Origin of the sequence: Streptacidiphilus sp. MAP12-20, from assembly GCF_041262525.1 — a bacterium.
Taxonomy (GTDB): domain Bacteria; phylum Actinomycetota; class Actinomycetes; order Streptomycetales; family Streptomycetaceae; genus Streptacidiphilus.
Map to the genome: position 1 here is coordinate 48,805 of NZ_JBGCCK010000014.1, position 20,569 is coordinate 69,373.

18 protein-coding genes are annotated in these 20,569 nt (G+C 71.5%); 10 read left to right on the forward strand and 8 right to left on the reverse strand.

Annotation, left to right across the window (positions count from 1 at the left end; genetic code table 11):
• Positions 1 to 15 precede the first annotated feature (15 nt).
• Together ABIA32_RS20220 and ABIA32_RS20225 are read left to right on the forward strand one after the other, a co-directional pair.
• Positions 16 to 909 (forward strand): SDR family oxidoreductase, encoded by an 894-nt coding sequence (locus ABIA32_RS20220; protein ID WP_370097126.1) that lies wholly within the window; start codon positions 16 to 18, stop codon positions 907 to 909.
• 53 nt (positions 910 to 962) lie between these two features.
• On the forward strand, positions 963 to 1,667 hold the full coding sequence (locus ABIA32_RS20225) for a TetR/AcrR family transcriptional regulator (protein WP_370097128.1): 705 nt from the start codon (positions 963 to 965) through the stop codon (positions 1,665 to 1,667).
• Positions 1,668 to 1,769: 102 nt separating this feature from the next.
• Here the strand turns inward: ABIA32_RS20225 and ABIA32_RS20230 are convergent, their stop codons facing one another.
• Complete coding sequence (locus ABIA32_RS20230) at positions 1,770 to 3,644, reverse strand: sigma-70 family RNA polymerase sigma factor (protein WP_370097131.1); 1,875 nt, start codon at positions 3,642 to 3,644, stop codon at positions 1,770 to 1,772.
• Between the two features lie 435 nt (positions 3,645 to 4,079).
• Here ABIA32_RS20230 and ABIA32_RS20235 point away from each other — a divergent pair, with 435 nt between their 5' ends.
• Positions 4,080 to 4,841, forward strand: a complete 762-nt coding sequence (locus tag ABIA32_RS20235) for a thaumatin family protein (protein WP_370097133.1) — start codon at positions 4,080 to 4,082, stop codon at positions 4,839 to 4,841.
• A 153-nt stretch (positions 4,842 to 4,994) separates the two neighbouring features.
• Here the strand turns inward: ABIA32_RS20235 and ABIA32_RS20240 are convergent, their stop codons facing one another.
• Complete coding sequence (locus ABIA32_RS20240) at positions 4,995 to 5,597, reverse strand: chorismate mutase (RefSeq protein WP_370097136.1); 603 nt, start codon at positions 5,595 to 5,597, stop codon at positions 4,995 to 4,997.
• A 256-nt stretch (positions 5,598 to 5,853) separates the two neighbouring features.
• On the opposite strand from ABIA32_RS20240, the gene ligD reads away from it, so the two are divergent.
• The gene (ligD, locus tag ABIA32_RS20245) at positions 5,854 to 6,858 is read left to right on the forward strand and encodes a non-homologous end-joining DNA ligase (RefSeq protein ID WP_370097486.1); all 1,005 of its coding nucleotides are present in this window, start codon (positions 5,854 to 5,856) and stop codon (positions 6,856 to 6,858) included.
• Positions 6,859 to 6,931: 73 nt separating this feature from the next.
• Entirely contained in the window at positions 6,932 to 8,500 is a 1,569-nt protein-coding gene (locus ABIA32_RS20250; protein WP_370097139.1) for an MFS transporter, read from the forward strand.
• Between the two features lie 65 nt (positions 8,501 to 8,565).
• Here the strand turns inward: ABIA32_RS20250 and ABIA32_RS20255 are convergent, their stop codons facing one another.
• Positions 8,566 to 9,135 carry a CGNR zinc finger domain-containing protein gene (locus ABIA32_RS20255; protein ID WP_370097142.1) on the reverse strand — a complete coding sequence of 190 codons (570 nt, stop codon included), beginning with the start codon at positions 9,133 to 9,135 and terminating at the stop codon, positions 8,566 to 8,568.
• A gap of 129 nt (positions 9,136 to 9,264) precedes the next feature.
• On the opposite strand from ABIA32_RS20255, the gene ABIA32_RS20260 reads away from it, so the two are divergent.
• From ABIA32_RS20260 to ABIA32_RS20275, 4 genes are read left to right on the forward strand one after another with little or no spacing between them, the layout of a single operon-like run.
• Positions 9,265 to 10,473, forward strand: a complete 1,209-nt coding sequence (locus ABIA32_RS20260) for an MFS transporter (protein ID WP_370097145.1) — start codon at positions 9,265 to 9,267, stop codon at positions 10,471 to 10,473.
• 43 nt (positions 10,474 to 10,516) lie between these two features.
• Positions 10,517 to 11,353 carry an enoyl-CoA hydratase/isomerase family protein gene (locus ABIA32_RS20265; RefSeq protein WP_370097148.1) on the forward strand — a complete coding sequence of 279 codons (837 nt, stop codon included), beginning with the start codon at positions 10,517 to 10,519 and terminating at the stop codon, positions 11,351 to 11,353.
• A gap of 3 nt (positions 11,354 to 11,356) precedes the next feature.
• The gene (locus tag ABIA32_RS20270) at positions 11,357 to 12,301 is read left to right on the forward strand and encodes an SDR family oxidoreductase (protein WP_370097150.1); all 945 of its coding nucleotides are present in this window, start codon (positions 11,357 to 11,359) and stop codon (positions 12,299 to 12,301) included.
• Positions 12,302 to 12,311: 10 nt separating this feature from the next.
• Positions 12,312 to 12,830: a DUF664 domain-containing protein gene (locus tag ABIA32_RS20275; RefSeq protein WP_370097151.1), complete on the forward strand. Its 519-nt coding sequence runs from the start codon at positions 12,312 to 12,314 to the stop codon at positions 12,828 to 12,830.
• Positions 12,831 to 12,855: 25 nt separating this feature from the next.
• On the opposite strand, the gene ABIA32_RS20280 is transcribed toward ABIA32_RS20275, so the two are convergent.
• Genes ABIA32_RS20280 through ABIA32_RS20295 form a run of 4 tightly spaced genes read right to left on the reverse strand, consistent with a single transcriptional unit; the run spans position 12,856 to position 16,298 of the window.
• Positions 12,856 to 13,428 carry a YbhB/YbcL family Raf kinase inhibitor-like protein gene (locus ABIA32_RS20280; protein ID WP_370097154.1) on the reverse strand — a complete coding sequence of 191 codons (573 nt, stop codon included), beginning with the start codon at positions 13,426 to 13,428 and terminating at the stop codon, positions 12,856 to 12,858.
• Entirely contained in the window at positions 13,425 to 14,003 is a 579-nt protein-coding gene (locus ABIA32_RS20285; RefSeq protein WP_370097156.1) for an isochorismatase family protein, read from the reverse strand. The genes ABIA32_RS20280 and ABIA32_RS20285 overlap by 4 nt, the downstream gene beginning before the upstream one ends.
• Positions 14,004 to 14,063: 60 nt before the next feature.
• Complete coding sequence (locus ABIA32_RS20290; RefSeq protein ID WP_370097159.1) at positions 14,064 to 15,830, reverse strand: MFS transporter; 1,767 nt, start codon at positions 15,828 to 15,830, stop codon at positions 14,064 to 14,066.
• 30 nt (positions 15,831 to 15,860) lie between these two features.
• Entirely contained in the window at positions 15,861 to 16,298 is a 438-nt protein-coding gene (locus ABIA32_RS20295; protein WP_370097162.1) for a MarR family winged helix-turn-helix transcriptional regulator, read from the reverse strand.
• 267 nt (positions 16,299 to 16,565) lie between these two features.
• On the opposite strand from ABIA32_RS20295, the gene ABIA32_RS20300 reads away from it, so the two are divergent.
• Positions 16,566 to 19,547 carry a glycoside hydrolase family 48 protein gene (locus ABIA32_RS20300; protein ID WP_370097164.1) on the forward strand — a complete coding sequence of 994 codons (2,982 nt, stop codon included), beginning with the start codon at positions 16,566 to 16,568 and terminating at the stop codon, positions 19,545 to 19,547.
• 18 nt (positions 19,548 to 19,565) lie between these two features.
• On the opposite strand, the gene ABIA32_RS20305 is transcribed toward ABIA32_RS20300, so the two are convergent.
• Positions 19,566 to 20,552, reverse strand: a complete 987-nt coding sequence (locus ABIA32_RS20305) for a LacI family DNA-binding transcriptional regulator (RefSeq protein WP_370097167.1) — start codon at positions 20,550 to 20,552, stop codon at positions 19,566 to 19,568.
• Between the last annotated feature and the right edge of the window lie 17 nt (positions 20,553 to 20,569).

Sequence of the window (20,569 nt, forward strand, 5' to 3'; positions counted from 1 at the left end):
GAAGGAGATCCGATCATGAGCTCTGTCATCCTCGTCACCGGCGCCGGCTCCGGCTTCGGAGCACTCACCGCCCGCGGGCTGGCCGCCGCGGGCCACACCGTGTACGCCAGCATGCGCGACGTCGACGGCCGCAACGCCGACCGGTCCAAGGCCGTGCGCGACTACGCCGCCCAGCAGGGCGTCGACCTGCGAGTGGTCGAACTCGACGTGCTGTCGCAGGACAGCGCCGACAAGGCCATCGCCACCGTCGTGGCGGAGGCCGGCGGCCTGGACGTGCTCATCCACAACGCAGGCCACCTGGTGGTCGGCCCGACCGAGGCGTTCACCCCGGAGGAGATCGCGGCTGTCTACGACACCAACGTGCTCGGGACCCAGCGCGTCAACCGTGCCGCGCTCCCCCAGCTGCGCGCCCAGGGCAAGGGGCTGGTGGTCTGGGTCGGCTCCACCAGCAGCCGCGGTGGCACGCCTCCGTACCTCGCGCCGTACTTCGCCGCGAAGGCCGCCATGGACTCCCTCGCCGTCAGCTACGCCGCCGAACTCGCGCGCTTCGGGATCGAGACCAGCATCGTGGTTCCCGGCTCCTTCACCTCGGGCACCAACCACTTCGCCAGCGCGGGCCACCCGGCCGACGCGGAAACCATCGCGGTGTACGAAACCCGCTACGCGGGCCTGATGGAGCAGGTCGGTGCACGCCTGGCCGCCCTCGCTCCGGCCGATGCCGATGTCGCGGACGTCGCGCGGGAGATCGTCCGCGTCGTGGACCTGCCCGTCGGCGAGCGACCCTTCCGCACGCACATCGACCCGGCGAACGACGGGTCCGAGGAGGTCTCGGTCGTCGCGGACCGGATCCGCTCCGAGTTCTACCAGCGCATCGGCCTCGAGGACCTGCTCCACCCGGCCGGTCTCTGACCGCAACCCGGCCCGGCTTCCTTTGATAACAAGTCTCTGTTATCGTTGATTCTATGAATGGCCGGGCAAACACCAAGGAGCGGATCACGTCCGCCGCAGCCGCCTTGCTCGCCGAGGGGGGCCGGGAAGCCGTGACCACCCGGGCGGTCAGCAAGGCTGCGGATGTGCAACCGCCCACCATCTACCGAATCTTCGGCGACATGCAGGGTCTGCTCGACGCCGTCGTCGCCGAGGGCTTCGCCGAGTACCTGGCCAAGAAGACCAACCGAGTGCGCGCCGCCGACGCCGTCGACGACCTGCGCGAGGGCTGGGACCTGCACATCGAGTTCGGCCTGTCCCATCCCGAGGTCTACAAGCTGATGTACGGGCAGCCCCGCCCCGGCATCTGCTCCGACGCAGCACGGGACGCCGCCAACGTCCTTCGGGATCTGGTCGAGCGGGTCGCCGAGTCCGGCAAGCTCCGCTTCGATGTGGACCGTGCGGCGCAGATGATCCACTCAGCCGGGGCCGGGGTCACGCTGACCCTGATCGGGATCGAGCCGGAAGACCGCGATCCGGAGCTGTCCCGGCAGACAAGGGAGGCGATCCTCGCCGCCGTGACGATCTCGGACGCATCCGAGACGCCGCCCGGATCCGGGAAGACCACGGCGCGGGCAGTCGCCCTCAAGGCGGTGCTGCCCGAGCTCACGGACACGTTGACGCACGCCGAGCGCGGCCTGCTCGCCGAGTGGCTGGACCGGATCGCCGCGACGGCATAGCGGACATGCGAGGACGAGCGAGGACGGGCTCGTCAGCCCGACGCGCGAGCAGACGCTCCGCGGCGAAACAGTCCCCGGGTGGCGTGTGCCCAGCTCGAGGATTCAGCCGCCGGCCGCCTCGAAGGCCCGGCCGGCGTCGGTGGCGACCGGGCCGCTGCGGAACAGCCCGGTGCTGGGCGTGGTGTCGGACGCAGGCAGGGCGAACCAGGCGTAGCGCTGGAGGTAGGACAGCCCGGCGAGCATCCGCGTGGACGCGGTGACGAACGCAGCCTGCTGGGGGCCGGTGGGGAAGCGGGTGCCGTGCGAGAAGTCGATCAGGGCGTACTCGGTGAGCCAGACCGGAAGGTGGTAGCGGTCGTGGACGGCCTGGAGGTAGGCGCGCAGTTGGTTCACCGCGTCCGCCGTGACGAAGTCCCCGCCGTACCAGTGCAGAGCGATGAAGTCGACGCGGTAGCGCTTCGCCTTTGCTCCGCTCATGAAGCGGTCCAGCCAGCCGCCGGGGGTGTCACCGCCGTAGGCGACGGCGGGACTGCCGAGTACGGCACCTTTCACCATCAACTGCGGCCACAGTGACAGTGCCTGACTTACCGTCATATTGGATTGAGCCGCCATGTCGGGCTCGTTGAAGCCGAGCAGGTACGGTCCGGCGCTGCGGGCCTGCGCCAGCGCCGTCGGGGTAACCGCGCCCGGCCCCCAGATCATCGGAACAAAGCCCACATTCGCTGGGCTGCTGATGCCCGCGTGGGTGGTCGACCAGGTGTAGTACCAGCTCGCACCGGACTGGGCGAGCGCACTGTTCACCCCCGGAAAACTCCAGACACCGACGCCCTTCCTGGACGAGCCGGCCGGAGCGGTCACCGGGGCCTTGGCCGCGGTGGGTGCTGACGGTCCGGGAGACGCGGTGAGTGCTGTCACCGGGTGCCCTGCGGCGGGGCGCACCGCCGCCGAGGCCCGGCTCGAAGCCACGGCCGCTGCCGCTGCCGTCGGCGATGCCGCCGGGCGGCCGCCGAGCCCGGAGAGCAGCACCGCGCCGACCGCGACCGCGGCGACAGCAGTCGCGGCAGCCGACGCCGGGAGCAACCGACCGTGCCACAGCCCGTGCCGGCCGGAAGGGAGCCCTGCCCCGGCGTGCGGCTGCTGAGCCGCCCCTGGCCTGATCGTGGCCGGTGCGGTGGCCGGGGCCGAGGTCAAGGTCGGCGGCGGCAGCAGCGGAAGTCCGCCCAGCAGTCGTCCCATCGGGGCGAGCGCCCGGTCGCGTCGCCCGCACATGTCGCAGATGCGCACATGCCGGGCCAGGCGTTTGCGCCACAAGGGGCTGGGCGTCCCGTCCCAGGCCCGGGTCAGTTCGCCCAGCTCCGAGCAGGTCCGGTCGGACTGCAGCGCGCGGACGACGCCGCGCGCACTGTCCAACTGCTCCTTCATCCGCTGCACCCGGACCGCCGCGTGCCGTCCGGACAGCCCCAGCGCTTCGGCCAGTTCGGCCCGCTGGAGCTGTCCGCTCTGCTCCAGCCACCACAGTGCCAGCAGCGATCGGTCGTCCCGGTCCAACCAGCGGGTGGCCTCGGCGAGTTCCCGGCGCTGGTCGGTGAGACCGAGCCGCAGGACGGTGAGCGACGCGAAGTCGGAGCCGGGGTCGGGTATCTGTTCGGCACTGTCCAGATCGGCGCGGTGGCGGAGCGAGCTGCGCTGCTCGCGCTCGCGGTCGTGCACCTGCCGGATCGCGATGGCGACCAGCCAGGACCGGTACGCCTCGGGCCGCCGCAGCTCGCCCAGGCCCCGGACGACCCGCAGCAGGGTCTCCTGCACCACGTCGTCCACGTCGGGGTGCCCGTCCAGCGCGCGTCCGACGATGTTGTAGACCAGCGGCAGCGAGGCGGCCACCAGCTCGTCCAGCGCTCGGGGGTCGCCCTCGCGTGCGGCCAGTACCGTCGCGACGCCCGCTTCGCCGACCGTCGTGCCACGCCTGGATGCCCGCATCTCGCTCTGGTTCCTCTCACTTTTCGTACAACCTGCCGTACAGGAGACGGGACGCGACGGCCCGGACAACGAGATTCCGGCCGAAGATTTCCGTTGTCCGCCATCCACTGCTCCGTCTCCTGTTCGGCAGGGTTCGGGACGACGCCGATGCGTCGCAGACAAGCAGAGGTGCACGTGGCCGGCGGAAAAAGAAGGCGCAGCTCGGGGCGGGTTCGGCAGTGGTCGGCGGTGGTGCTCGCGGCACTGGCGGTGGCGGCGCTGTCGATCGTCCTCCTCTCCCCGTCCTCCCGGCCGCCCGGATCCGCCACGTCGGCTTCCGGCGCCCTGACCTCCGGCTCCACGGTCTCCACTGCGGCGAGCCCGGCCCCGTCCGGGACGACGTCTGCCACTACTCGGGCGACGTCCTCGGCGCGGCCCCACGCTACCCCTGGCACCGTGAACCCCTCGGCCCGCCCCGGCACCAGCGCTACCAGCCCCGCTGTCCCTGTCGCGGCCGCCGGCCACCGCACGGTGACCTTCGTCAACGCGCTGTCGCGGACCGTCTGGGTCGGCTCAGGGCAGCAGACCGCGCAACCCGCGCTGTCCACCTCCGGTTGGGTGCTGGAACCGGGGCAGAGTCTGTCGATCAGCGTGCCGGACCACTGGAACGGGCGCTTCTGGGGCCGGACCGGCTGTGCCTTCGACGCCTCCGGGCACGGCCACTGCCAGACCGGCGACTGCGGCGGGCAGTTCCAGTGTCCCGGCTACGGCTCGATCCCGGCCACGCTCGCCGAGTTCAACCTCAACTCCTTCAGCGGCCTGGACTTCTACGACGTATCCATGGTGGACGGCTCCAACCTGCCGATGTGGATCAATCAGGTGGGCGGCACCAGCCGAGACAAGATCAGCTCGAACGGCTGCTCCGCCGCAGGCTGCACGCGCCCCGTGGTCTGCCCTGCCGCCCTGCAGATCCACTCGGGCGGCGCGGCGGTCGGCTGCGAGTCGCCGTGCGGCGTGCTCGGCACCGACCAGTACTGCTGCCGGGGCCAGTGGTCGGCAAGGGCCGCCTGCGACCCGACGAAGTGGCCGGTCCACTACGCAGAGGTGTTCAAGCGCGCCGAGCCGTTCGCCTACTCCTACTGCGACGACGACGCGACCAGCACCTTCACCGCCACGGGTGAGGCCGGGTACCGGATAACCTTCGGCCTGTCCCCCTGACGGACCATCAGCCGAGCTTCGCGACAGGCGAATGGCGCCGACAGCGGGTCAGTAGCCCCAGAGGCATGTCCACCGCGAAAGCAACCCTCTGTTCGCGTGCTCCGGCCGGACTCGCCTCTACGGCCGTCCGGTTCGCCGAGGTGGCGTCACGAATCAGTCCGTGCAGACCGAAGGGAGGGCGCGGAGCAGGGCGGTGTAGTGGAGGGTGTCGAGGCTCTGCTGGTGGCGGGCGTGGACTGCGGCGGCGGTCAACTGACCGTCGCAGGAGGGTGCCTGGGGGGTAGTTCCGGCTGCGGCGATGGCCTGGACGAGTTCGGTGCCGATGGTGTTGAGCTCGACGCGGACGGTGGCCAGGCTGGGCTTGGTGGTCGGGGCGAGCGACGGGTCGGCGTCCCACTCGGCGAACAGGGCACGCTGAACGATCTTGCTGGCCTCGATCTGGTCGCGGAAGATCTTCGCGACGGGCGCGGGGTCGATGCCCAGGGCGGTGGCTTGCCGCTCGGCGTCGGCGATCACGGCCGCCTCGCGCGCCGGGTCGTCGATCGGGCTGGTGGTCCCGTATTTGGCCGCCGCCACCTGGTCGGCCACCTCGACTCGCTGCGCCGACAGCTCCGCGATGGCCTCCAGCGGCTTCGTCCTCGACGCGGCCGAGGCCGTGCCCGCTCCGAGCCCGACTCCGGACGCGGCGGCGGTGAGCAGCAGTGCTGCGCCGACGACGGTGGCCGTCGATCGCCTTGCTGTGATGAGCAGTCGCACAGGAGCCCCCCAGTCGTGTACGGAACGTCACGCTGATCCTACGGGCGGGGATCGCCGGGGCGCGGCGCTTTCGCGGGATTCGCGGGCCGGTGCTTCGGGATGGGCAAAGGGTCCGGTCCCCTCCCCGAGGGGGAAGACGCGGACCGACGGCGCGCACCGCCAGGGCTCCATAAGCCGGTGGTGCGCCCCCCGCGCGGCCCACGCCCGGCGGGCGCGGCTGCCCGAACGCACCTACGGTGGGCTCATGGGCGAGGCGATGGAGCTGACGGTCGGCGGGCGGGCGGTGCGCCTGAGCAGTCCGGACAAGGTGTACTTCCCCGAGGCCGGCTACACCAAGCTGGACGTGGCCCGCTACTTCGAGGCCGTCAGCGAAGGCGCGCTGCGGGCCGTGCGGGACCGGCCGACGACGCTGCAACGCTTTGTGGACGGGATCGGCGGCGAGGCGTTCTACCAGAAGCGCGCCCCGCGCGACCTGCCCGACTGGATCCCCACTGCCCGCATCGCCTTCCCCAGCGGCCGCCCCGCCGACGAGATGTGCCCGACCGAGCCGGCCGCCATCCTCTGGGCGGCCAACCGGGGTGCGCTCACCTTCCACCCCTGGCCGGTCCGTAGCGCGGACACCGACCACCCCGACGAACTGCGCATCGACCTCGACCCGCAGCCGGGCACCGACTTCACCGACGCCGCGCGCGCCGCGCACGAGCTGCGCAAGGTGCTGGAGGAGCTGGGCCTGCGCGGCTGGCCGAAGACCTCCGGTGGGCGCGGCCTGCACGTCTTCGTGCCGATCCTGCCGCGCTGGGACTTCGTGGAGGTGCGGCACGCGGTGATCGCGATCGGCCGCGAGCTGGAGCGGCGGATGCCCGACGAGGTCACCACCGCCTGGTGGAAGGAGGAGCGCGGCGAGCGGATCTTCGTCGACTTCAACCAGATGGCCAGGGACCGGACCATCGCCTCCGCGTACTCCATCCGGCCGTTCCCGCACGCCCCGGTCTCCGCGCCGCTGCACTGGGACGAGGTGTCGTCGGTGCGCCCGGACCAGTTCGACATCCGCACCATGCCGCAGCGCTACGCCGAACTCGGGGACGTCCACGCGGACATGGAGGGCGAGGCGTTCGACCTGACCGCCGCGCTGGAACTGTCCGAACAGGACGCCACCGAGCGCGGGCTCGGCGACATGCCCTATCCGCCCGAATATCCGAAGATGCCGGGCGAGCCGAAGCGGGTCCAGCCGAGCCGCGCCAAGGCGGAGCCGGAGCACTGACGCACCCCCTCGGGCGCGCCACCGATCGGTGCTATGGTCTGCCCGCCATATGGACGCAAGGGGGAGCTTGACCATGAGTACGAACGGGGTCGGATCCGGGCGCAAGGGCCTGGTGCTCGCAGCGATGATCTGCGCGGTGGCGATGACTTTCATCGACCAGACGATCGTCTCGATCGCCGCACCCAAGATCCAGTCCGAACTGCACCTCTCCGGGACCGGCGTGCAATGGGCGATCAACGCCTATCTGCTGGCCATGGCAGCACTGTTCGCCTTCGGCGGCCGACTCTCGGACACGCTCGGCCACCGTCGCATGGTGGTCATCGGCGTGGTCGTCTTCGCCGCCTCCTCCGCGCTGTGCGGCCTGACCCCGACCGGGGCGCTGGCCCAGAGCTGGATCATCACCTTCCGCGCCGTGCAGGGTCTCGGCGGCGCGCTGATGTACCCGGCGGCGCTCGCCATCGTCGTCAACACCTACGAACTGCGGGAGCGTGGCCGGGCGCTGGCCCTCTTCTTCGGCATCGCGGGCGGCCTCACCGCCGTCGGGCCGATCCTCGGCGGCTACCTGACGCAGTGGACCTGGCGCGGCATCTTCTGGGTGAACATCCCGGTCGCACTCGTCGCACTGCTGCTCATCTGGATCTCCAAGCCCGAGACGCAGTACCGACCGGCCCCGATCGACTACCGCGGTCTGATCCTGATCGCCGGCGGCGTCGCGCTGAGCGTCTTCGGCTTCCAGCAGTCGCACGTCTGGGGCTGGGCCAACCCGGCGATCTACCTGTCGATCGCGGCGGGCGCGGCGCTGCTGCTGGTCTTCTTCCGCTACGAGCGCGGCCGGACCTCGCCGTTGATGGACGTGGCGATCTTCCGTGACCGTGCCTTCGTGGTCCAGTGCGTGGTGCTGGCCCTGGCCATGGCCGTCTTCCTGCCGATGTTCTTCTTCGCCAGCGAGTACGCGGCGCTCTCGCTCGGCCAGAACGCCCAGCAGGCCGGTCTGACGCTGCTCTACTTCTTCCTCGGCTTCATGGTCACCGCGCAGATCGGCGGCCGGATGCTGGACCGGGTCGGCGCGAAGCGTCCGGTCGTGGCCGGCGCGGTGATCGCCGCCGTCGGCTTCTACCTCTGGGCGAGCAAGATGCCCTCGCTCAACCTGTCCACGCTGACCTGGTACATCGTCCTGGCCGGGGCCGGCATGGGCCTGATGATCGGCCCGTCGAACACCGACGCGGTGAACCGCGCGTCCAGCCTCTCCTACGGCGAGGCCACCGGCATCACCATGACGGTCCGTAACTACGCCTCCAGCCTGAGCTTCGCCGTGCTGGGCACCGTGATGGTGTCGATCTTCCAGTCCCGGATCGCCGACTCGCTCGTGCAGCAGGGGCTGTCGACGGCGCAGGCCCAGCAGGCAGCGGCGGCTGCGACGCGTGGTGACTACAGCGCGGGCGGCGGCAGCGGGTCGACGAGTTCGATCCCGAAGTGGGTGCGGCTGGACTTCGCCCACGGCGTCCAGACGGTCTTCTACATCATGGCCGGAGTGATGCTTCTGGCGGCGCTCGTCGCCCTGCTCGGCCTGCGCGGCGGCGTGCAGGCCCCCGAGGCCCCCTCCGCGGAGAACACGGCCGCGGCGGACGCCAAGGCCGCCTGAGCGGAGTACGTCCGTCGGGGCCTCGCGCGGATGCGCGGGGCCCCTTTCGCGTCCACTCCCCCGGCTCAGCCCTCTCCGGCCGCGCGCCGGGCGCGGAAGGCGGCGGCCTTGGCCCGGTTCTGACAGGCCGTCGAGCAGAACTGCCGGGCCGCGTTGCGCGAGACGTCGACATGGACGCGGTCGCAGCGGGACGCCGCGCAGACGCCGAGGCGTCCCGCGTAGTCGCCGCCGACCGCCATGGCGAGGCCGGTCGCGCAGCCCGCACTCCAGCCGATGGCGTAGGAGTCGTCCGCGCCGTGGAAGTGGACCTGCCAGGGCTCCCCCGGCGACCGGTCGAGCTGCGGGCGGGCGCCGTTGGCGCGCAGGAGCTTGTTCAGTGCGGCGGCCGCGTCGTCGATCCGCTCCGCGGCGACGGCCTCGAAGACGATCCGCAGCTCGCGCGCTGTCCCGGCGAGGTAGTCGGCCTGGTCGGGGTCGATGCCGTCCGTGCCGGGGAGCGCCGCCCGCACCGCCGCCACCTGGTCGGACCCTACCGGCGCGATGAAGCTCCTGCCGCGTGCGTCGCCGTCGGTGAGCGCGTTGACGAGGGCGACGGAGGCATCGAGCAGCGCCCGCATGTGACTGTCGAACAACACTTGACCGGTTACCTTTCCCTGCCTAACGTATGTCACTGACATTAGCCCATTCGCCAGTGACGAGGTGATGCAGTGCCGGGTGGGACGCCGCCGCTTCCCCGAACCGTTCGCCTGCTGTTGCTGGCGCGGGTGGTCAATCGACTGGGCGCCTTCTCGCTGCCGTTCCTGACCGCACTCATCAGCGCCGACTACGGCGCGAGCGTGACGACCGCCGGGCTGGCGACAGCGGCGTTCGGACTGGCCACCATCCCCTCCCGGCTCGCCGGCGGCCGGCTGGCGGACCGGGCGGGACCGCGCTTCACCATCGTGCTGGGGCTCAGCTGCTGCGCGCTGGCACAGCTGGGGATCGCCGCGTCCGGCTCGCTCGTGGCGGTGATCGGCTGCGCCGTGCTGCTCGGACTCGCCTTCGAGGTGTACGAACCGCCGAGCCAGGCGATCATCAGCGAGTCCGTCCCGCCCGAGCAGCGCGTGCGCGCCTTCAGCCTGTTCAGCGCGGCCCTCGCGGCCGGTGGCATGGGCGCGGGGCTGCTCGCGGCGCTGCTCGGCCACTGGGACCTGCGCTGGCTCTTCGTCGCCGACGCGGCCACCTGCCTCGGCTGCGCCCTGCTCGTGCGCGTCGCCCTGCCGCCGGACCGCCCGGCGCGCGCCCACGAGCCGCCTGCGTCCTCACCCGCCGGCCACGCGCTCGGCCCGCTGCGCGATCGCGCCCTGCTGACCATGCTGCTGACCGGCAGCGCCTACGCGCTGATCAACCAGCAGACCGTGATGAGCCTCCCGCTCACGCTCGCCGAACAGGGTCGACCGGCCGCCGACGCCGGGCTGCTCTTCACCGCGGCGGCGATCACCACCGTGCTCGCCCAGCCGTTGATCAGAGTGCCGCGACTGAGCCGCCTCACCACTCCGGCCGCACTGGCCCTCGGCCACCTGCTTCTGGCCGCCGGACTGCTCGGCTACGCCGCCGCGCACTCGCTCCCCGCCTCGATCGGTGCCACCGCCGTCTGGAGCCTCGGCGACCTGCTCGTCATGGGACGCGCCTACGCCCTCGTCGCCGACCTCGCCCCGACCGGTGCGAGCGGACGCTATCTGGCAGTCTTCGGCACCAGCTGGGGTGTCGCCGCGACGCTCGCGCCGGTCCTCGGCACCCAGCTCCTCGCCCACGCGGGCGCCACCGTGCTCTGGACGTCCATGGCCGGCGCCTGCGTGGCACTGGCGGCGCTCCACCTGCGGGTGAGGCCCCACCCCAAGCGCTCTCCGCGCGCCGCGTCAGCGGCCCCCGCCGACGGCAGGGAACGCAGCGGGACGGTCACTGGTAAAGCAACTGACGCAGTGTCAGAATGACGGGCCTGAAGCGACACGATCGACACGATCGGAGTGGAGAGCCGTGTTCCCCACCGCGCCGCTGCTACCCGAGGCGGACTGGTTCATCCGCCTCGACCACGAGCACGACGGCCGCGTCGCCGTGCTCACCCTCGACAACCCCGCCAAGCTCAACGGCTGGAGCTGGGAGGCGACCCGGCAGCTCGCCGCGCGGGCCGACCAGATCCGCTTCGATCCTGACGTGCGGGCCGTCCTGCTGCGCGCGAACGGCCGCGCGTTCTGCGCCGGGATCGACGCCCAGGCGCCGGGCAGTCCGATCGCGGGCCGCTCGGACGCGGAGCTGGTGCGCAACTACTACGAGGGCATCCGCCACGTGCACGAGCGGCTGGCCGTCCTCTCCGGGCTGCCGCAGCCGGTCGTCGCGGCGGTGCAGGGATACTGCCTGGGCTTCGGCTTCGAGCTGGCGCTGATGTGCGACATCAGGATCGCCGCCGAGGACGCGGTCTTCGCCCTGCCCGAAGTCACCCTCGGCGTCGCGGTGGACGCGGGCGGAGACCTGCGGCTGGCCCGCGAGGTGGGCACCGGCTGGGCGAAGCTGCTGGCCCTGACCGGCCGCCGGATCGACGCCGCCACCGCCGAGCGGATCGGCGCGGTGCAGCTCGTGACCGGAGTCGAGGAGTTGCAACGCACCGCGTTCGAGGTCGCCGCGCAGCTCGCCGACAACGCTCCGCTCGCCGTCCAGGCCGTCAAGCGCAGCATCGACTCCTACGCCGACCACGCTCTCGGCGACGCGCTGCGCACGCAGGCGTTGTCGGCGTCGACGCTCTTCGCCTCCGCCGACAAGGCCGCCGGCTACGCGGCCGCCGCGCACCGCCGTCCAGCGGCGTTCGAAGGCCGGTGACCCGTGGTCAGCCAGCCACCTCCGCTCGGCACGGCCATGCTGCCGAGCGGCTGCTACGAGGGGACGACCGTGCTGGTCACCGGCGGCGGGACCGGGCTCGGCCGGGCCATGGCCGTCGAGTTCGCCCGGCTCGGCGCGCGGGTCGGCGTGCTCGGCCGCAGCGCCGAGCACCGCGCCGCCGGTGTCGCGGCGGTGACCGAGGCCGCCCGGACGTTCGGCTGGTCGGGGCCCCGAGCGATCGGCGCGCCCGCCGACGTGCGCGACCCCGAGGCGGTCGCAGCCGCGTTCGACCTGGTCGAGGCCGCGCTGGGGCCGGTGCGCGTGCTGGTCAACAACGCCGCCGCCAACTTCCCCGTCCTGGCCGCCGAGCTCAGCCCGAACGGCTGGCGGGCCGTGGTCGACACCGTGCTGAACGGCACCTTCCACTGCTCCCGCGAGCTCCACCGCCGCCACACCGCCCGGCCGGGCGGCGAGGGCGGCGAGGGCGGCGAGGGCGGCCGGGGCAGCGAGGGCGCGGCGATCCTGAACATCCTGGCGGCTCAGGCCTTCACCGGCGGTCCGGGGATGGTGCACAGCGCCTCCGCCAAGGCCGGGGTGGGCGCGATGACGAAGACGCTCGCCGTCGAGTGGGCCGAGGCCGGGATCCGCGTCAATGCGCTGGTCCCCGGGCTCTTCCCGCACGACGACCTTCCCGAGTCGCTACGCCGGCTGCGCGAGCAGGACCCCGACCACAGTGCTGTCGACGCCCGCCGCCAGCCGGCCGGGCGCGTCGGACAGCCGCACGAACTCGGCTGGGCGGCGACCTACCTCTGCTCGCCCTTCGCCGGCTTCCTCACCGGCCACACGCTCTTCCTGGACGGCGGAAACCATCTGCGCCGCGACTTCGTGATGCCGCCCGTCGTCCCCCTGGCCCAGCAACTCGGGCGTCCCACGGCTCCCCCGGACTAGCCTTGGCCTTGTGACCGTCGCGACCGAACTGCTCATCGACGCCTTCGGGCGGATCCAGGAAGTCGTACGCGAGGCCGTCGAGGGGCTGAGCCCGGACCAGCTGGCCTTCAGGGCCGATCCGGCAGCCAACTCCGTCGCCTGGCTCGTCTGGCACCTGACCCGGATCCAGGACGACCACGTGTGCGACCTCGCGGACATGCCGCAGGCCTGGACGGAGCTCGGCTGGCGGGAGCGCTTCGACCTGCCGTTCCCCGCCGGGGCGACCGGCTACGCACATCGCCCCCAGCAGGTCGCCGCACTCGGCGGCAGCACCGCCGAGCTGCTGCTCGGGTACTACGACGATGTGCACGCGCGCACCCTCGCCTTTCTGGGCGGACCCGGCGGGCACCACTTGGACCGCATCGTCGACACCCGCTGGGACCCGCCCGTGACCGCCGCCGTCCGGCTGGTCAGCGTCGTCTCGGACGACCTGCAGCACGCCGGACAGGCCGCGTTCATCCGCGGCCTGCTGGACCGTCGGGCCCAGTGAGCCGGTCCAGATCTCGGGCCGGTCCTCAGCGTTCGAAGGTCCCGGTCAGTCGGCCTCGGGCCAGCACGGGAGTCGTGAGGGAGGAGAGCAGGGCGCGGGGCCGTGCGCGCTCGAGTGCGGAGCCGTCGGGGGCGGTGCCCACCGCGCTGGAGAGGGCGAACAGCTGGAAGGTGTAGTGGTGCGGTCCGTGGCCCTTGATGGGTGCGGGGCCCTGGTATCCGCGTCCGATGGTGGAGCGCAGCACCCGTACTCCGGCGGCGGGCTGCCGAGCGGCGAGGGCGCCGGAGGCGAGGTGTTCCACGGCCGGATCGATCAGTGCCAGGCAGTGCGCGGCGGGCCTGGCCATGGGCACGTCGGTGTCCTCGACGACCAGCAGCAGTTGCGCGGTGCCGGCCGGTAGCGGGCTCCAGGCGAGGTGGGGGGACAGGTTCCGGCCGCCGACGTGCCTGGCGGCGTGCTCCAGCGGCATCGCGCCACCGTCGACGAAGTGATGGCTCGTCACACTGAGCAGGTCGGGGCCCTGCAGGTGCGGCAGGTTCCATGCCGCATGGACCTCGCCTGCTCTGCGGTTGCTCAGAAGCCGACCCAGCAGGCTCATCGCGTCCCCTCGACCATGTCGGTGATCTCGGCCGTGGTGGCGGTTTGGCCGGTCTTGGGGAAGATGCGCTCGATGCTGTTGCGATGCGCGTCGGTGTCGGGGTCGCTCATGGCGTCGGTCGCCAGGACGACGTGGTAGCCGTAGTCGTAGGCCGCGCGTGCGGTCGACTCGACGCCGCTGCTCGTCGAGACGCCGGCGAGCACGACCTGGGTGACGCCGAGGTCGCGCAGGAGCGTGTCGAGCCCGGTGTCGTGGAACGCGCTGCGCCGCCGCTTGGTGATCAGGTGATCGGTCGGCTGCACGTCGAGCTCGTCGACGAGGTCGGACCACCCGGGCGGAAATGCGGCACCGCCTCCGCCGCCTCCGCCGGACCGGTCGGCGTCCGTACGTCCTGGGGCCCGCCCGGTGACGTTGACCAGGACCACCGGCAGGCCGCGTCGGCGGAAGGCGGTCGCCAACTGCGCGGTACGCTGCACGACCTGGGCGACAGGAACGTCGGTCCGGGCCGGGACGATTCCCTTTTGCAGGTCGATCACGACGAGTGCGGACGTGGGGTCGATCGTTGTCAGTGCCATGGTGCTCTTTCTCTGGATGTCGGCGGGTTGCCGCGACGGGTTTCTGGGTGTGAGGGTGCGTCAGCCGCCACTGTCCTTGCAGGGTTGCATCTCGGCGACAGCGTCGCCGGTCGGCGGGGTCGATCCCGAGGCCGGCCTCGTGGGGGCGGAGCTGGTACCGCGCAGGGAGGCGATCGCGGCCAGGAGGGCGAGGACGGCGCCGAAGGCGAAGACGACGACCAGGCCGGAGTGGAAGGGCCCGGAGATCAGGTTCGGGAAGAACTCGCGTCCGGTCAGGGCCTGCCGCTGCGCCGCCGTCAACCTGGCCAGCACGCCGCTGGGTTGGAGCAGGTGCTGGACCGGGTTGACGCCCAGTTGGGCGGCGAACAGGGACGACACCGGGGGAAGGCTGCCGGCCTGGGCGGCGAGGTGAGCCGGCACGCCCTGCTGCTGCAGTCCGCTGGTGAGCGCGTGCGGGAGATTGCCGGCCAGACCGGCGATCATGAGCGAGAAGAACACGCCGATCGAGACGGCGGTGCCGGAGTTCTGGAAGGTGGCGCGCATCCCGGAGGCGACCCCGCGCAGGTGGGCGGGGACGCTGCCCATGATCGAGGAGGAGTTGGGCGAGGCGAACATGCCGCTGGCTGTCCCGTTGAGCGCGATCAGCACCGCGAAGATCCAGTAGCTGAAGTCGATCGGCAGCAGCATCAGGCCCAGGAAGCTGGCACCGAACAGCAACGCACCGCCGGTGGCCAGACCCCGGGAGCCGATCCGGTCGGACAGGTACCCGGAGACGGGTCCGGCGGCGAGGAACCCGGCGGTCAGCGGCAGCATGAAGATGCCTGCCCACAGGGGCGTGGCGCTGTAGTCGTAACCGTGCAGCGGCAGCCAGATGCCCTGCAACCAGATGATCAGCACGAACTGCATCCCGCCACGGCCGATCGAGATGGCCAGGCCCGCCAGATTGCCGAAGGTGAAGGCCCGCAGGCGGAACAGACTGAGCTGGATCATCGGCGCGGTGACCCGGCTCTCGATGGCCCAGAACGCCGCGAGCAGCGCCAGACCGCCGCCGACCAGGCCGAGGACCAGCGGGTTGGTCCAGCCCATGCTGTGTCCGCCGTGGGGCTGGAGACCGAAGGTGACCGCGATCAGGACCGCGCTCAGGCCCACCGCGAAGGTGATGTTGCCCCACCAGTCGATCCGGCCGCCGCCACGCCGGCCGCTCTCGTGCAGGGTGCGGTAGGCCCAGATGGTGAAGAAGACGCCGACGGGCACGTTCACCCAGAACACCGCCCGCCAGTCCCAGGCGGCCAGCAGCCCGCCGGCGACCAGGCCGATGAACATCCCGCCCAGTCCCGCGACCTGATTGATGCCCAGGGCGAAGCCGCGCTGCTCCTCGGGGAACGCGTCGGTCAGGATCGCGGCCGAGTTCGCCGTCAGCATCGACCCGCCGACCGCCTGCAACACCCGCCAGCCGATCAGCCACATCGCTCCATGGCCACCCTCGAAGGGATCGAAGGACAGCAGGATCGAGGCGAACGTGAAGACCGCGAAGCCGGCGTTGTAGATGCGCACCCTGCCGTACATGTCGCCCAGTCGGCCCACGGTGACCACCAGTACGGCCTGCACCAGCCGGTACCCCATGATCATCCAGAGCAGGTAGGCGATATTGCCCGGGGCCAGCGGGTCCAGGTGCACGCCCAGGAAGATCGCCGGCAGCGCGATCAGCACAATGGAGCCGTCCAGGGCGGACATGAAGACGGCGGCCGTGGTGTTCGTCAGCGCCGTCCACTTGTACCGGTCACCGTCCGGGCGCTTTGCGGCACGCGGCACCGCGGGAAGAGTCATCGGTGGTCACTTCCTCGGTTTCCGTGCACGTCAGATGTTCTGGGCCAGCCGCTCCAGCAGCGGTGCGACCGCTGCGAGCTGCTCCAGTTCCGCCGCGGTGAACGTGCCGGCGAGAGCCCCGGCGAGGAGTTCGGTCCGGGCGTTGCGCTTGATCCTCAGCTCCTGCAGACCGGCGTCGGTCACCGTGAGGATCACCCGTCGGCCGTCCCCGGGATCCGGACGCCGTTCGACCAGGCCGCGGGCCTGCAGCGCGCTGAGGGTCGCCCCCATCGCCTGCGCCGTGATCTGCGCCTCTCGGGCCAACTCCGAGGACGTGGCGGGGCCGCCGCGGTCCAGCCGCGACAGCGCCTGCCGCTCCGGCATGGTGAGCCCGCCCTCGACGGGGACCTGACGCACACGCCGCACCAGCAGACTGACGCTCGCGAGCAGGGCTGCGGCGATCTCGTCGGGGTCCACTTCATCGGTCATATACTAAGGCTAGCTTATCAATCTGCCTTAGTAAATGCCGCTTCGCCGCCGCGGTGAACTGTTCGACGCTGCCGTCGCCGAGGTGCGCGGTGGAATGTACATGGCCGCAGGGCGGCCCCGACCTGCCCGGCGCCGCGTCGCCGCAGCTCAGCCGCGTGCGCGCGAACGGCCGCGACCGTCACCCCGGCGCGCCCTGCCCGTCCGCGCACAGCGCCCTCACACTTTCCGCGTCATCGCTCCCCCACCCGCTCCCTCGGGAGGTCTCATATGCGACGCGGTTCCCCGCGCGCCAGACTGCTGGCGCTGCTCTCCTCGGCAGGCGCACTCGCCCTGATCGCCACCGCCGGCGGCACCCTGGCCGTCCCGACCGGGGCCGCCGCCGCCTCGGTGGCGTGCAGCGTCAGCTACGCGGACACCAATGACTGGGGCAGCGGCTTCAGCGCCGCCGTCACCATCAAGGACACCGGCAGCACAGCCATCACCAACTGGGTGCTGACCTACTCCTACGCCGGCAACCAGACCCTCTCCAGCGGCTGGAACGGCACCTGGGCCCAGTCCGGCAAGAACGTCACCGTCACCGCGCCGACCTGGGCCGCGACGATCGCCGCCGGTGCGAGCTACACGACCGACGCCAACTTCAGCTACTCCGGCGCCAACGTCGCCCCGACCAGTTTCTCGGTCAACGGCGTCGTCTGCGGCGGCGCCAACCAGCCGCCGACCGTCAGTCTCACCTCGCCGACGGCGGGTCAGGTCTTCCAGCCGGGGGCGACCGTCCCGCTCGCGGCCACGGCGGCCGACGCCGACGGGACCGTCAGCAAGGTCGACTACTACGCGAGCACGAGCACCGGCGGCAACGCTCTCGTCGCCACCGCCACGGCCGCGCCGTGGACGGCGAGCTGGGCGAACGTGGCGGCGGGCAGCTACTCGCTCACCGCCGTCGCCACCGACAACGGCGGCGCGACGACGACCTCGGCCCCGGTCGCGATCAGCGTGACCGGCCCGAGCGTCCTGGTCAGTCCGAGCGCGATCACCGTGCAGCAGGGCGGGACCGGCGCCTTCGGCGTCACGCTCTCCTCCGCGCCCGCCGCGAACGTCAGCGTCGCCGTCGCCCGCTCCGGCAGCGACACCGACCTGAGCGCGGCCCCGGCCACGCTCACCTTCACCCCGTCGAACTGGAACACCGCGCAGAACGTGACGGTCACCGCCGGGACCAACGCCGCGCAGGTCGGCGGCACGGCGACCTTCACCGCGAGCGCGACCGGCTACGGCGCGGCCTCGGTCACCGCGACGGAGTCGGCCAAGGTCTCCGGCTACGACCAGTACTTCCTGGACCTCTACTCGAAGATCAAGAACCCGGCGAACGGCTACTTCAGCCCGCTCGGCATCCCCTACCACTCAGTGGAAACGCTGATCGTCGAAGCGCCGGACTACGGTCACGAGACGACGTCGGAGACCTACAGCTACTGGCTCTGGCTGGAGGCCGACTACGGCCGGGTGACCGGCGACTGGTCGGGCTTCAACAACGCCTGGACCAACCTCGAGACCTACATGATCCCGAGTCACACCCAGCAGCCGGGCCAGAGCACCTACAACCCGGCCAAGCCCGCCACCTACGGCCCGGAGCTGCCGCAGCCCGACCAGTATCCGGTCAAGCTCGACTCCTCCGTCCCCGTCGGCACCGACCCGCTCTCGGCCGAACTGACCTCCACCTACGGCACCTCGGACATGTACTCACCCGCGTGGATCATGGACACCGACAACAAGTACGGCTTCGGCAACTGCGAGGACGGGACCACCAAGCCGAGCCTGATCAACAGCTACCAGCGCGGCCCGGAGGAGTCCGTCTGGGAGACGATCCCGCAGCCCGACTGCGACGTCTTCAAGTACGGCAACACCAGCTCCGGCTTCCTCAGCCTGTTCAACGACGGCGGCGGCTCCTACGCCAAGCAGTACAAGTTCACCGACGCCCCGGACGCCGACGCGCGCCTGGTGCAAGCGGCGTACTGGGCGGACACCTACGCCAAGGCCCAGGGCAAGACCTCGGTCATCAGCGGCACTCTGGCCAAGGCCGCCAAGCTCGGCGACTACCTCCGCTACGCGCTCTACGACAAGTACTTCAAGCAGGCCGGCAACTGCAACGGCTCCAAGACCTGCCCGGCGGGCACCTCCAAGGCCAACGAGCAACTGGGCCTGTTGACCTGGTACTTCGCCTGGGGCGGTGCCTCGGACGGCAGTTGGTCCTGGCGCATCTCCGGCTCCGCGGCACACCAGGGCTACCAGAACCCACTGGCGGCCTTCGCCCTCTCCACCGACAGCAACCTGGCGCCCAAGTCGCCCACCGCCACGGGCGACTGGTCGGCGAGCCTGACCAAGCAGCTGCAGTTCTTCCGCTGGCTCCAGTCCAACGAGGGCGCGATCGCGGGCGGCGCGACGAACAGCTGGGGCGGCAACTACGGCGACGTGACCGCGCCGCCGGCCGGTGACCCGACCTTCTACGGCCTCTACTACGACTGGCAGCCGGAGTACCACGACCCGGCCAGCAACTCCTGGTTCGGCTTCCAGACCTGGGCCATGGAGCGCTTCGCCGAGTACTACTACGCCTCCGGCGACGCCAACGCCAAGGCGGTGCTGGACAAGTGGGTCAAGTGGGCGATGTCCGTCTCCACCGCGGACACCGCCACCGGCACGCTGACCACGCCCGGCACACTCAGCTGGTCCGGCGCGCCGGACACCTGGAACGCCACCACTCCCGGCGCCAACGCCTCGCTGCACGTCACGACGAGCGGCAGCGCGACCGACCTGGGCGTGGCCGGTTCGCTGGCCAAGACACTGGCGTATTACGCGGCCAAGTCCGGGGACACCGCGTCCCGCGACTTCGCCCAGCACATCCTGGACGTCATCCACAGCAAGTACAGCGACTCGCTCGGCTACTCGGCCCCGGAGACCCGGACCGACTACAGCCGCTTCACCCAGGCCTACAGCGCGACCACCCACGAGGGCCTGTATGTGCCGCCGGGCTGGACCGGCACCTACCCGGACGGGACGGTGCTCAGCTCGACGAACACCAACACCTTCCTGTCCATCCGGCAGTGGTACAAGAACGACCCGCAGTGGTCGAAGGTGCAGACCTACCTGAACGGCGGAGCAGCGCCGGTCTTCACCTACCACCGCTTCTGGGCGGAGGCCGATATCGCGACGGCCTTCGACTCCTTCGCCCAGCTCTTCCCGACGATCACTCCGGGAGGCTGAGGCACTAGCGGGTCCTGATCAGGCGGACTGGCGCACCACCAGCTGAGTGCCCATCACGATCCGGCCGGGAAGCCGCCGGTGCACCAGTTCCGCCACCAGTCGCGCGCCCATCGCCTCGACCGGCTGACGCACCGTCGTCAGCTGCGGGGTGGTGCGGCGCGCGATCGCCGCGTCGTCGAAGCCGATCAGCGCGATGTCGTCGGGGACCTTGATGCCCAGCCGGGTCAGCGCCCGCAGTGCGCCCGCCGCCATCGGGTCGGAGGCGGCGAAGACCGCGTCGAGATGCGGGTTCCGGTCCAACAGCCGCAGCATCGCGTGCTCGCCGGAGGCCACGGTGAAGTCGCCGCGGATCATCAGCTCCTGCCCGGTGCCGAACTGCCGGACCGCGCTGCGGTAGCCGGCGAGCCGGTCGACGCCGACGGCCATGTCGCCGGGGCCGGCGATCGTGGCGATCCGGCGCCTCCCCAGGGTCTGCAGGTGGCGGACGGCCTGCAGGGCGCCGCCGACGTTGTCCGCGTCGACGTAGGCGAGGTCGGCGTCACCGGGCGGGCGGCCCATGGAGACCACCGGCACGTCCGCCGCGCGCAGCAGCCGGGGCAGCGCGTCGTCGCCGCGCAGACCGACCAGCAGCACGCCGTCGACGTGACCGCCGCGGAGGAAGCGGAGCAGGGACGGGCGGGAGTTCTGCCGCAGCGCGGTCAGCACGAGCAGCTCGCGCTCGTAGGGAGCCAGCGCGCGTTCGACGGCGACCAGCAGCCGCGTGTAGAAGAGGTCGGACTGGCAGTGCAGCATGTCCGCGCAGACGACGACCGCGATCGCCCCGGTGCTGCCCGCCGCGGCGCGAGGCGCGCGCTGGCGGACGTAACCGAGTTCGGCGACCGCCCGCTCCACCCGAGCCCGCGCGGGTCCGCTGACGCGGGTGGAGCGGCTGAGCGCGCGGGAGGCGGTGGCGGTGGACACCCCGGCGCGCAGTGCCACCTCGGCGAGCGTCGGCCTGGCAGTCACCGTCTGTCTCCTTCTCG